This window comes from Rhodococcus phenolicus (assembly GCF_001646785.1).
GTDB lineage: Bacteria > Actinomycetota > Actinomycetes > Mycobacteriales > Mycobacteriaceae > Rhodococcus > Rhodococcus phenolicus.
This window is the reverse complement of record NZ_LRRH01000001.1, coordinates 191,203-203,145: the sequence shown is the minus strand read 5'-3', so window position 1 is coordinate 203,145 and position 11,943 is coordinate 191,203. Positions and strand designations below refer to the sequence as shown.

The following is an 11,943-nucleotide window of genomic DNA, read 5'->3' as shown; positions in this document are numbered from 1 at the left end:
CCCGGCCTCCCGTGGCGTCCCGGTAGGTCGGGGTGGGTGCGGTGCCCCGGGCCGGGAGAGGGGCTCTCAGGGCTCGTCGGGCTCCCGGAGGCCACGCCCTCGTCGGGCCTGGGCCTGGGTGACCTCGTGATGGTGGGCGTGACAGAGAGTCCGCAACGGCCCGAACATGTCCCCGCCCTCCGCGATGGGGACCACGTGGTCCGCGACCTGGCCCACCGCCTTACAGGACGGCCACGAGCACATCGGGTGCTCGTCCAGGTAGTTGTCCCGGTACCTCCGATAGGCCCTCGTGGACTTCCCGGAGCGGCGGGACCCGGCCCACGGCTTGCGGCAGTGCGGGCACCTGGGGGCGTCGTAGGTCCGCCTGCACTTGTTGCACATCTTCGGCGGTCGCATGGGCATTACGCGGCCCTCCTCGTCTTGGGGGTGATGGATGACGGGGCGGTCCCGTCCGCGACGGTGGATATGCCGTAGATGCGTCCGGCGACGACGCCCGCGAACCCGTCGGCCAGCGTGCGGCAGTCGGGCAGGAGCGGGCACTGGTGGCAGAGGCGTTCGGCCTCCAGCCAGCGCGGGAGGGCCTGGGTGACCTTCCCGCCGCTGCCCAGCCCGTCGAACAGGGCCGGGTTCGTGGTGCACGGCGGCGGGTCCTCGAACCGGTGAGCCGACGCCAGCAGGGACGCCGCCGCCTTCCCGTCCCGCTGGCGGCGGGGGCCACCGGACGGACGGCGGGTCACTGGGGGTCCTTCCGCTCCTCGGCGGCCATCCGGACGGCGGTTCGGACCGCCTCCTCCATCGTGTCGCGGAACCACACGTACCAGGGGGCCAGGCCCTTGTCGGGGTCGTCCAGCGGTGCCTGGAGCTCCCGATAGAAGTTCCCGCCCTCGTGCTCCGCCGCCGCGTCTTGGAGTTCCTCCGTCACGTCGTCAAGGGGCACGCCCAGGTCCGCCGCCTGGACCGCCGCCGTGCAGGCCATGAGGAGGTACATCTCGGTCCGCATGGACACCTCGTCGCGTAGCCACTTGTGTACGTAGGCCCGTCCGTACAGCGGTTCGAGACCGTGGGGGTTGTGCTCGTGCATGGTCGGGCTCCTGTCAGAACGGGTCGTTGACGTGGGTGATGCGGGACGCGGTGAGGTGCGGGACGAGGCCCCGTCCCTTCTGGTAGATGCCGGGGACCACGCGGGAGTCGTAGACCCGGCCCGCGTCGTCCCGGAGCTCCTGGACCATCCAGGCGTGGACGGGAGTGTTCCCCGCGTAGAGGTCCGCCGCCGGGGCCACCGCCGTGGTGATCCAGCGGGCGGTGTCGGCGTCGTCGTGGTTCGTGTTCGTCATGGTTCGGTCCTGTTCTCGATGAGGGTTCGGTTTGTCAGTGGCGGACGAGGAGGTTCCGGCCAGCGGGACCGATGCCGTGGCCGTCCGCCTGGCCTGCCTGTTCGATGAGGTGGAGCCACGTATCGGTCACGGCGTCGTACGCCTCGTCCGTCCGGAGCCACCGCTCCGTCTCCGTGTCGGCGGGGACCCGCCGTTCCCGGGCCTCGTCCAAGGTGCCGAGAAGATCGGCCAGGTTCACCGGGTCCCAGGAGTCGGCGGGGTCCTTGGCGTTGGCCGGGACGGTTCCGCGTTCGTTGCCGATGAGGGGACGGGCCAGCGGCTTGATGACCTGCTCCCAGACGCAACCCGGGCACATCATGTCCCCGGGCCGGACGAGGGCCGCCATGGTTCGCACCGCCAGGTCCAGGGCACGGAGACGGGGTTCCGCCGCCAGTGCCCGCTCGTAGAGGTCCGTCGTGGTGTCGTTCGTGTTCGTCATGGTTCGGTCCTGTTCTCGATGAGGGGTTCGGGTGGATGGGATGGACGCCGCCCCGGGTCCGTCTCGGGACCGGTTCGTCCCCGCCGCCGGAGTAGGTCCGCCGCCTCGTTCGTGACGCCGTGAACCGGTAAGACCACTGCCCAACCCCTGCCAACCCCCTATAGAGGGGTTGGCAGAGGTCGGGGAGCTCTGCTTGGCAGAGGTTTGGCAGAGGTTGGCAGAGGTAGCGACCTGGGCTTTTGGGCGGCGGCTAACCTCTGCCACCTCTGCCAAACGCCCCTTACCCATCGGAACCCTTGGCAGAGGTCCCGGCGGGGCCATCGGAGGCGGTGTCCGCGTCGGCTCCGGCGGCGGGGTCGAACGGCTCCCACGGGTAGTGGAGCGTCGGCTTTCCGGGGCCGCCAACCTCCCGGCGGATACGGCCCGTTCCGTCCAGGAGCGACACCGCCAGGGTCACGTCCCCGTCCTGGAACTCCCCAGCGTCCGGGGCGGCGCGTACCGCCTTGAGGAGGGCGGACCAGTTGAGTCCGGGCGTCTCCGTGACGATCCGTTCCACCACCGGCATGAGCTTGTCCGCCTTCACCCTCTTGGCCGCCGCCTTCCGGTTACCGGCCCCGGACAACGTGAGTCGGCGGGCGGCGGGGTCGTAGTCCAGGGCGTCCTCGTCCAGCTCCACGTCCCGGCCCTCCGCCCGGAGGTACCGGCGGTCCATCACGTCCTTGGTGAGGAACACGAGCGCGTCTCCCCAGTCCTCGATGGCGGAGGAGCCACGGGTACGTTCCCCGTTCCATCCGGCGTGGACCGTGAGGAACAGGTCACGGGCTCCCACCTCCGCCCGGACGAACATGTCCAGGTTCGTAAGGAACGCTTGCACCTCTCCGGCGTCGTTCTGGGACGTGCCCGTGTAGGCCCGCCCGAACGGGTCCACGATGACGGCCTCCACGCCGTGGGCCTTCATCCTCCGGACCAACTCCGCCCGGTCCTTGGTGTGGCCCAGCGGATTACGGCGGCCCCGGAGGTTCGCCATGTACAGGCGGCGGCGGTCGATGCCCACCTCGTCGGCCCACCGCGCCAGCTGGGGACCGGTCACCTCGTAGTTGAGGAACCCCAGGCGGCCCTCCAGAGGCACGACCGGGAACCGGCCCAGGAAATCCTCCCCGGTGAGCAGGCACCGGGCCAGGTTGAGCATCAACGTGGTCTTGCCCGCCTTGCGTTGGGCCACGATGACCGTTCCCGCGTCGGACGGGACGAGCCCCTGTATCCGGTACGGCGGCTCCGGCGGACGGGCCAGGATGTCCTCCAGGAGCCCGTCGTCGAACGGCGGTGCCTCTCCCTCCTCCTCCCGGCGGAGAATCTCCTGGGCGTCCCGACGAGCCCGGAGCTTGCCCAGCTCCGCCTGGACGCGGCGGCGGTACTCGTCGCTCTGCCCGTTGGCGGTGGCCTGCCTGGAGGCGTCGGCGGCGGCGTCCCGCTTGCCACGAGCCGCCGCCGACGCCTTCTCGTGGGCCTGGAGGGCGGCGTCGGCCCCGTCGGCCCCGTGGCGCTCTACGAGGCGGCGGCGGAGCTCGTCGTATGCCCGCCGCCTCGCCTGGGTAGGTGCCAGCTTGGCCCGGTCCTCCGGGGAGCCCTCCAGGTACAGGGACGCGATGGTCTCCACCGCCTCGTCCGGCCACGAGGCCGGGTCCTCCCCGGCGGCCTTCATGGCGTCCAGGGCCTTTCCGGACTTGATGAAGGTCACGAGGCCCCGGAACGGGAACACGGACGAGGACGAGGACGAGGACGAGGACGAGGAACCACCGCCACCGGGGACGGTGACGAACGGGTCCGTGAACGTGGTCATGACGCCACCGCCACGAGTCCGTCACGGGGAGCGGCGTTTCCGGTATGCTCGGAGGCGATGTTTCCGGAATCCAGCCCGGTCTCGTCGTCGGTATCCCTGGAGGCGGCCTCGTCGGAAACGGCGGGGCCGTTTCTCGTTGCGCTCATGGCTACACCGCCCCCTCGATGATGGCGTCGATGACATCGGCGCGAACGCGGATGACTCGATCGCTCACGCGGACAAGAGGAATGCGTCCCTCCGCTGCCAGACGACGGAGGGTCCGCTTGTTGATGCGGAGCGCGTCGGCGGCCTCCTGGAGGGTGAGGAGCCGGGAAGAGGTAGCCATGATGCAGGGCCTTCCGAAAGCGCGACATGAAGGCTACGACGCCCCCACGACGCTAGGTCGATTGGGATGGTCGGCCTTCATGTACTTGGCCCTGTATTCCGTTGTGGGACCGAAAGTACCCGACGTGTCCCGGTCCGTCAAACCTTCATCCGTGTGTACCCGTATGTCCCCCAGTCGGATTGGCCGCCCTCACGGGTGCAGTTTGGGAGTACCGAATACCGTCATTTTCGGCCCCGCCGCTACTCCCAGACCTTGGCCGCCAGGGCCGCGTTCCGCTCCGGGGCGGCGTGGGTGTAGCGGGCCGTCAACGCCGCCGTGGTGTGGCCGCCCAGGGCCAGGAGGTCGGCCAGCGTAGCCCCGGCCCGCCCCCAGTTGGTGAGGGCGGAGTGGCGGAGATCGTGGACGCGGAGCGTGGGGAACCCCTTGGCCTCCGCCCCCTTCCGTAGGGCGTTGGCAAACGGGGTCCGGTGGGCCGGGCCGCCGCCGGGAGCGGGGAATACGAGGCCGTCCAGGCCGGGCTCCGCGTACTTCTCGATGTGCTCCCGGAGCGTGTCCCGGAGGGCCACGGGGAGCGGGACGGTACGGATGGCGGCGGGAGTCTTGGGGCGGCTCGTCACCCACTGTCCGCCCGCGCGGACGGTCGCCCGCCGGACGTGGACGGCCACCTCGTCGTCGGCCAGGTGGAGGTCACGCCGCCGTAGCGCGATGGCTTCCCCGTATCGGAGTCCGGAGAAACCCAGGAGCAGGACGAGGCCCCGCCATCGGGCCACCGGCACCGCCGCCGCCACGGCCCGGATGTCGGCGGGGGACAACGCCACCGGCTCGTGGACGCGGTGCTTGGTGGCACCGCCCCGGACCTTGCACGGGTTCGCCTCCACCAGTTCGTCGTTCACGGCGGTGTTCATCACGGTTCGGAGGAGCGCGTACGCCCCGGCGTTGCGCGTCGGGTAGGCCGGGTCCAGGGAGCTCCGCCACGTCCGGACCTGGGCGGGGGAGAGGGCCACCAGGGACACCTCACCCAGGCCCTCCGTGATGAGCTGGGCGTACCGGTCGTACCCGTCCATCGTGGACGCCTTGAGGCGGGAACGGGCCTCCTCCAGCCATTGGGCTACGTAGGCGGCCACGGTGAGCTCCACGGCCTCCTCCGCCGCCCCGGTGGTCCTCGTCGGCGGCGGCGTCCAGGCCCCCGTCTCCAGGAGCCGCCGCTCCGCCGCCAGCCATGCCTCCGCGTCCATCTTGGCCGTGAACGTCGTTGGGGCCGTCCACGGTCCGGTGCCGTTCGTGGCCATGTAGGCGGCCTGGTACCGCCCGCTCCTCATCTTGCGGATGCGGCCCCAGCTCCGCCGTCCCTTCCGTCCCGCCATCGTCCGGCCTCCCTCGTCGTTGCACCATCCGGTGCGCGATGTCCGCACCATCCGGAGGTGCTCTACGTGTATCGTATGTCCTCGTATGTCCCTCCCGGTCCGTTCGGAATCCGTGGGGGACACCAGGAACAACGAGGTGAACGCCGCTCCACGACGAGATGGAGACGGAGTTCTACTGCCTCGATTTCGGGGGCGGCACCCTCGCCGGACTGTCCGGGCTACCCCACGTCGGTTCGGTCGCCGGCCGCATCGACGCCGATCGGGTGCGCCGCACCGTCGCGGAGATGACCGGGTTGCTGCGCCGGCGCGAACGGATCTTCGCCGAATGGGGGATCGAGTCGATGGCGCAGCTGCGCCGGCTCCGCGGAGACCGGCTCGTCGACACCTCCGCGGACCCGTTCGGCGACGTCTTTCTCGTCATCGACGGCTGGCCCAGCATCCGCAACGATTTCGAAGCCCTCGAACAGGCGATCGGCGTTCTCGCGGCGCAGGGCCTGTCCTACGGCATCCACGTGGTGCTCTCCGCGCCGCGCTGGGGTGACGTGCGACCGGCGATGCGCGATCATCTCGGTACTCGCCTCGAACTGCGTCTCGGTGACCCGGCGGACTCGGAATTCGGCCGGAAGAAGGCGGAGGCCGTCCCCGAGAACCGGCCCGGCCGCGGCATCGACCGTGACGGACTGCACGTGCTCGCGGCGCTGCCCCGCGTCGACGGCAGTTCCGGCACGGACGATCTCGGTGCCGGTATCGCCGCGGCGGTCGAGGCACTCGCCGCGGCCACACCCGGACGACCGGCCCCGCCGGTGCGGATGCTGCCGGAGCTCGTCGAGCATCGGGCCTTGGCGGCAGCGCTACCACCCGGCACGCCGGCACAGACAGACGCGCCGACCGCGGAGCGGCTGCGGGTCCCGTTCGGAATCGACGAGGCGGAGCTCGCGCCGGTGTGGCTCGACTTCGCGGAGAATCCGCACCTGCTGGTGTTCGGGGACTCCGGCTGCGGCAAGACCGCTCTGCTGCGCGGCCTCTGCCGCAGCCTGATGGCGTCGAACACCGGCGCGCAGGCCCGCATCATCGTCGGCGACTACCGCCGCACCCTGCTCGGAGTCGTCGAAGGCGACCGCCTCGGTGGATACGCGCCGTCCGCGGCGGTGCTCTCCGCGATGGCCCGTGACCTGGCCGCGGTGTTCGAGAAACGACTGCCCGGCCCGGACACCACCCAGCAACAGCTGCGGGACCGGTCCTGGTGGACGGGACCGGAGGTCTTCGTCGTCGTCGACGACTACGACATGGTTGCCACGTCGGGACAGAACCCGCTGGCGCCGCTGGTCGAGTACCTGCCGCACGGAAAAGACATCGGCCTGCACCTGGTGGTGGCCCGTCGCTCCGGGGGCGCGGGACGCGCACTGTTCGAACCGGTGATCGGGCGGCTGCGCGAACTGTCGGCGGCGGGGCTGGTGATGAGCGGAAACCGCGACGAGGGAGCACTTCTCGGCAGCGTCCGCCCGAGCCGGATGCCCCCGGGCCGCGGCATCCTCGTGCAGCGCAGCGGCGAATCGCTCGTCCAGGTCGCGTGGGTGCCGGAACAGTGAGCACCATCGACACGCTCGGTCTCGTCCTGGCGCCCGGCCGCGTCTTCGCCCGGTGGGCGGAGATCACGCTGGACTGTCCCGCGACCGCCGCGCACATCGGTGACGGCTTCGTGTTCGCGGACGCCGCCGAACGCCGGCCGCCCGAGTCGCAGGTCGACGTCGTGGCCCGGATCGGCGACCGGTCCCCGGCCGACGGCCCGGACCTGTCCGCGGCTCTGACCGGACTGATGCAGTACGCGGCGGCGGCGGTCGGCGCGCCACCGGACGCGGGTACGGCCGTGGTGGTGTATCCGACGCGATGGAGCGAACGGCGCCGGAAGATCGCCCACAGCGCGGCACGGAACATCGCCCGCAACGCGACCCTGGTCACGGCCGCGGTCGCGGCCCGGCAGGCGGTGACCGCGTCGCCCGTGGATCGCTGTGTGACCGTCGAGGTGACCGACGACGGGATCACCGCGTCGCTGCTCGCCACGGGCCCGGACTCCGCGGCCGCGCCCGCCGTCACCCGCACGGCCGTTGCCGATGGTCTCGGTGCCGCGGACCTCGAAACAGCCGACGGTTTCGCGCGATTCGACGAACTGGTCGGTTCCGTCGCCGGGCCGGTCGATCCGGACGTCCTGCTGGTGACGGGGACCCCCGGCGAACCGTCCGGCGTGGCGCTCTGCGAACGGATCGGGGAGCGGCTCGGTCGCGGTATCCGGGTCGTGCCCGTCGCCGCGTCGGAGATGCTCGCCGCGGTCACGGCTCCATCCGCCGCTGCGACAGCCGAACCCCCGATCTCGACGACCGCGCAGTGGCTCACCGACGTGCGCGCGGCAGAACCGCCGCGTCCGGCGATCCGCCGACGCTGGATTCTCGGCGCCGCCGGGATGACGGTCGCGGTCGCGGTCGTCGGCGGGGCGATGCTCGGACACGACGCGGAAACGGTCCGTGCCCCCGAGACCGGGGCGGTCGCCGAGGGATCCGACGGCCGGGTCCCCGCAGGCACGGTTCCGTCGGCTCGATCACCGTCGAAGCGATTCGAACTGGGACCGGTGCGCCTCGAACTGCCCGAGCAGTGGCAGCTCCGGAACACCGGGTCCGAACGCAGCGAACTCGTTCCCGTCGGGGGCGCCGACCGGCGGATCGTGGTGGTGCACCACCGGCTCGACGACGGAATGGACGAGGCCGCGGTCGCGGCCGTGCTCGAACGCCGGGCTGCCGAGCGGGCCGGGGTCGTACGCGATCTCGACGTGGACACCACGTTCGGGGACCGCTCGGTGATCGCCTACACCGAAGTGCCCGAAGAGTTCTCGACGGTGCGCTGGTTCGTCCTCGTGGACCGCGGATGGCAGATCGCGGTGGGCTGCCAGTTCCTGGTCGGGGAATGGCCCGGTATCGGGAAGGAATGCGAGCAGGCCGTGCACACCGTGGCCGTCGGGTAGAGCCGCCGGCGCGGCCGGGACCGCGCCACCGAGGAGTTCCGGTCCGAGGATTTCCGGTCCGGGGGGAACCGATGGGGGACGGGTCGCGTCCAACCAGATGTAGGGCGCCAACCGGCCCGGATCGCAGGGGGACCGGGTCCGACCGGAGCGCGGAGCACGACGAGGGGAAACGGACATGTCCGAAGGACAGGGCGGTGGGGCGAACGGCCAGGGAGTCGTTGCCGATGTCGGGGAGATGCTGGTTGCGGCACAGCAGATCGACAATTCGCGTGAGGTACTCGGCGACATTCTCGGTCAGCTCAGGACGATCGTCGGACGCTCGAGCGATGTGTGGAGCAGCGACTCCAACGACATGTTCGGAATCGTGATGGCGGACTGGGACAAGGCCTCCCGGAACATGAACGACGCGCTGGAGGAGATCGCCGCCGGCATCCGGACCAGCGGGGACTCGTACGAGCACGCGGTCGAGGACCAGGCCCGCGCGATCGCGAACGTCGGCGACTCCCTCAAGGGCAGCTACACCTGACCGCCGCGGCGCGCGGCACGCACACGACATCACCCTCCGGGGACAACGAGGCAAGGAGAACAGGACCGTGGGTCGACCGATGAAGCAGGACTTCGAAGGGGTCCACCAGGTGTACAAGGACCTCACCGTGCTGCAGGGCGCGATGAACGACGAACTCGACACCGTCGGGACGACGGCCGAGCGGTTCGTGCAGACGTGGGACGGCACCGCACAGGACGAGTACTACAAGTCGCAGACCAAGTGGAACACCGCTGCGGCCGAGCTGAACTTCATCCTCGGGCGGATCGGTGCCTCGGTCGCGTCGGGGAACCGCAACATGATCGATCTCGAGGACGGCCTCACCCGTCAGTGGGGTCCGCGGTGACGCCGGCGACGGTGTAGCGATCACGCGACGTCCCGGTGGTGGAGAGGCCGCCGGGACGTCGCGTTCCCGGGCTCGGGTCCGCAGCCGCTTTGACCACGGCATGACAGGGCCGGTATCGTGTCCGTTTGGCGTGTCGTGCGCTGCCGTGGCCTTGTGCCCGGCGGACGTCGCTTCTCGGGTCTCAACTGGCCGCCGAGAGCGATCATCGGCGACACGCGGGCCAGCAGCGAAACGATAGACGAGGAAGATCTGTGTCTACGTACACACCGAAGGCCGGCGACGTGACCCACCAGTGGCACGTCATCGACGCCACTGATGTGGTGCTCGGCCGCCTCGCGGTGCAGGCGGCGAACCTGCTCCGCGGCAAGCACAAGCCCACCTTTGCTCCGCACGTCGACGGCGGTGACTTCGTCGTCATCATCAACGCCGACAAGGTCGCCATCTCCGGCAACAAGCGGACCGACAAGTTCCTCTACCACCACTCGGGCCACCCGGGTGGTCTCCGTGCGCGTTCGGTGGGTGAGGTTCTCGAGAAGAACCCCGACCGCCTCGTGGAGAAGGCCGTCACCGGCATGCTCCCGAAGAACAAGCTCGGTCGCGCCATCGCGAAGAAGCTGAAGGTCTACGCGGGTCCGAACCACCCGCACGCCGCGCAGCAGCCGGTTCCGTTCGAGATCAAGCAGGTGGCCCAGTGACTGAGCAGAACGTGAACGAAGAGTACGGCGACGACTCGGTCGAGACCGTGGTCGACGAGTACGTGGCCGAGGAGGCCGTCGAGGCTCCCGCCCCGATCGTGCTCGATCGTCCGGTCCAGACCGTCGGCCGCCGCAAGGAGGCCGTCGTGCGCGTCCGCCTCGTGCCCGGCTCCGGCAACTTCGTGCTCAACGGCCGCAGCATCGAGGACTACTTCCCGAACAAGGTGCACCAGCAGCTCGTGAAGTCCCCGCTGGTCACGGTCGAGCGTGTCGAGTCGTTCGACATCCACGCGCGTCTCACCGGCGGTGGCCCGTCCGGCCAGGCCGGCGCTCTGCGTCTCGCCATCGCGCGTGCGCTGATCGAGGTCTCGCCCGAGGACCGTCCGGCTCTCAAGCGTGCCGGCTTCCTGACGCGTGACGCCCGCGCCACCGAGCGCAAGAAGTACGGTCTGAAGAAGGCCCGTAAGGCACCTCAGTACTCCAAGCGCTGATGTGTCGCCGACGCTGACCTGGTGGTCGGCCTCGGCACCTGTTCGACCACGAGAGCAGGCGCCGGTAGAGATCTCCTACCGGACGCCTGCTCTCGTGCATTCCGGCCCGTCCGTCCGGGCGGCCACATTCCCGGCGTTCGGCCGGATCATCGACACACGAGAGGTTGGTCCATGGGGCGGTTGTTCGGTACCGACGGCGTTCGCGGTCTGGCGAACGCAAGTTTGACGGTGGAACTCGCCGTCCGGATCGCAGGTGCCGCAGCAGCGGTGCTCGCGGACGGTACCGAAGGGCGCCGGCCCGTCGCGGTCGTGGGCCGGGACCCCCGCGCGAGCGGCGAGATGCTCGACGCAGCGGTGACCGCGGGCCTGACGGCCGCCGGAGTCGACGTGCTGTCGGTGGGTGTGCTGCCCACCCCCGCGGTCGCGTACCTGACCGACGCCTACGCCGCGGACCTCGGCGTGATGATCTCGGCGTCGCACAACCCGATGCCGGACAACGGGATCAAGATCTTCGCAGCGGGCGGCCACAAGCTCGAGGACGCCGTCGAGGACCGGATCGAGGCGCTGCTGCACGGGGAGCAGACGCTCCGGCGGCCGATCGGTGCCGGCATCGGACGTGTCCGTCCCGCGACCGACGCGTCCGCCCGCTACCTCGCGCATCTCGCGGGCGCCACCACGACACCACTGGCCGGGTTGACGGTCGTCGTCGACTGCGCCCACGGCGCGGCCTCGGAGGTGGGACCCGCCGCGTACGCCGCCGCCGGTGCGACCGTCGTCGCGATCGGGGCGGAACCGGACGGTCTCAACATCAACGACAACTGCGGATCCACACACCTCGACGCTTTGCAGAAGGCCGTCGTCGAGCACGGCGCCGATCTCGGGCTCGCGCACGACGGTGACGCCGACCGCTGTCTGGCCGTCGACGCCACCGGGGCGATTGTCGACGGTGACGCGATCATGGCGGTGCTCGCGCTGGCGATGCGCGACAGCGGTGAACTGCACGAGAACACGCTGGTCGCGACGGTCATGAGCAACCTCGGTCTGCACCTGGCGATGCGGGAGGCCGGGATCGCGGTCGTGACCGCCGGTGTCGGCGACCGTTACGTCCTCGAGGAACTGCGCCGCGGCGCGTTCAGTCTCGGCGGCGAGCAGTCCGGCCACATCGTGTTCCCGTCCCACGGCACGACCGGTGACGGGGTGCTCACCGGCCTGCGGGTGATGGAACGCATGGCGGTGACGGGCTCGTCGCTCGCCGATCTGGCCTCGGTCATGCGGACCCTGCCGCAGGTGCTGGTGAACGTGCCCGTCTCCGACAAGACCGCGGTCGCGGGTCACCCCGCGGTCGTCGAGGCGGTCGCCGCGGCAGAACACGAGCTCGGCGACACCGGCCGGGTGCTGTTGCGCCCGTCGGGAACCGAGCAGCTGGTGCGCGTCATGGTCGAGGCGGCCGACGACACCGTGGCACGGGTCCTCGCCGACCGTCTCGCAGGAGCGGTCGCGGCGGTCTGACCGT

At 70.5% G+C, this 11,943-nt stretch carries 14 protein-coding genes and 1 pseudogene; 7 read left to right on the top strand and 8 right to left on the bottom strand.

What is annotated here, in order from left to right:
* Window positions 1–66 precede the first annotated feature (66 nt).
* The 8 genes from A8G15_RS01030 to A8G15_RS01000 form a co-directional block, all read right to left on the bottom strand.
* Entirely contained in the window at window positions 67–402 is a 336-nt protein-coding gene (locus A8G15_RS01030) for a hypothetical protein (protein ID WP_068154417.1), read from the bottom strand.
* A complete protein-coding gene (locus tag A8G15_RS01025) occupies window positions 402–737 on the bottom strand; it encodes a hypothetical protein (protein WP_068154414.1) in 336 nt (111 codons plus the stop codon). Before A8G15_RS01025 ends, A8G15_RS01030 begins: the two co-directional genes overlap by 1 nt.
* Window positions 734–1,081: a hypothetical protein gene (locus A8G15_RS30360; protein ID WP_068154412.1), complete on the bottom strand. Its 348-nt coding sequence runs from the start codon at window positions 1,079–1,081 to the stop codon at window positions 734–736. Before A8G15_RS30360 ends, A8G15_RS01025 begins: the two co-directional genes overlap by 4 nt.
* A 13-nt stretch (window positions 1,082–1,094) precedes the next feature.
* Window positions 1,095–1,334, bottom strand: coding sequence for a hypothetical protein (locus tag A8G15_RS01015; RefSeq protein WP_068154410.1), 240 nt, complete (start codon window positions 1,332–1,334; stop codon window positions 1,095–1,097).
* A 34-nt stretch (window positions 1,335–1,368) separates the two neighbouring features.
* On the bottom strand, window positions 1,369–1,812 hold the full coding sequence (locus A8G15_RS01010; RefSeq protein ID WP_068154407.1) for a hypothetical protein: 444 nt from the start codon (window positions 1,810–1,812) through the stop codon (window positions 1,369–1,371).
* Window positions 1,813–2,092: 280 nt separating this feature from the next.
* A complete protein-coding gene (locus A8G15_RS01005; protein WP_068154405.1) occupies window positions 2,093–3,652 on the bottom strand; it encodes an AAA family ATPase in 1,560 nt (519 codons plus the stop codon).
* Between the two features lie 148 nt (window positions 3,653–3,800).
* Window positions 3,801–3,977 carry a helix-turn-helix transcriptional regulator gene (locus A8G15_RS29565; protein WP_082899577.1) on the bottom strand — a complete coding sequence of 59 codons (177 nt, stop codon included), beginning with the start codon at window positions 3,975–3,977 and terminating at the stop codon, window positions 3,801–3,803.
* Window positions 3,978–4,216: 239 nt separating this feature from the next.
* On the bottom strand, window positions 4,217–5,392 hold the full coding sequence (locus tag A8G15_RS01000) for a tyrosine-type recombinase/integrase (RefSeq protein WP_245687664.1): 1,176 nt from the start codon (window positions 5,390–5,392) through the stop codon (window positions 4,217–4,219).
* Between the two features lie 98 nt (window positions 5,393–5,490).
* On the opposite strand from A8G15_RS01000, the pseudogene eccCb reads away from it, so the two are divergent.
* From eccCb to glmM, 7 genes and pseudogenes are all read left to right on the top strand, one after another.
* Window positions 5,491–6,930: pseudogene (gene eccCb / locus A8G15_RS00995) on the top strand (type VII secretion protein EccCb); the annotation flags it as partial.
* Entirely contained in the window at window positions 6,927–8,354 is a 1,428-nt protein-coding gene (locus A8G15_RS00990) for a type VII secretion-associated protein (protein WP_068154401.1), read from the top strand. The pseudogene eccCb and the gene A8G15_RS00990, both read left to right, overlap by 4 nt.
* Before the next feature lie 175 nt (window positions 8,355–8,529).
* Window positions 8,530–8,880, top strand: a complete 351-nt coding sequence (locus A8G15_RS00985) for a WXG100 family type VII secretion target (RefSeq protein WP_068154400.1) — start codon at window positions 8,530–8,532, stop codon at window positions 8,878–8,880.
* Between the two features lie 67 nt (window positions 8,881–8,947).
* Entirely contained in the window at window positions 8,948–9,244 is a 297-nt protein-coding gene (locus A8G15_RS00980; RefSeq protein ID WP_156665217.1) for a WXG100 family type VII secretion target, read from the top strand.
* Between the two features lie 251 nt (window positions 9,245–9,495).
* Window positions 9,496–9,939 (top strand): 50S ribosomal protein L13, encoded by a 444-nt coding sequence (gene rplM / locus A8G15_RS00975; RefSeq protein ID WP_068154396.1) that lies wholly within the window; start codon window positions 9,496–9,498, stop codon window positions 9,937–9,939.
* Complete coding sequence (gene rpsI, locus A8G15_RS00970; protein WP_082899575.1) at window positions 9,936–10,430, top strand: 30S ribosomal protein S9; 495 nt, start codon at window positions 9,936–9,938, stop codon at window positions 10,428–10,430. The genes rplM and rpsI overlap by 4 nt, the downstream gene beginning before the upstream one ends.
* Window positions 10,431–10,601: 171 nt before the next feature.
* On the top strand, window positions 10,602–11,939 hold the full coding sequence (glmM, locus tag A8G15_RS00965) for a phosphoglucosamine mutase (RefSeq protein WP_068154394.1): 1,338 nt from the start codon (window positions 10,602–10,604) through the stop codon (window positions 11,937–11,939).
* The last annotated feature ends 4 nt before the right edge of the window (window positions 11,940–11,943 follow it).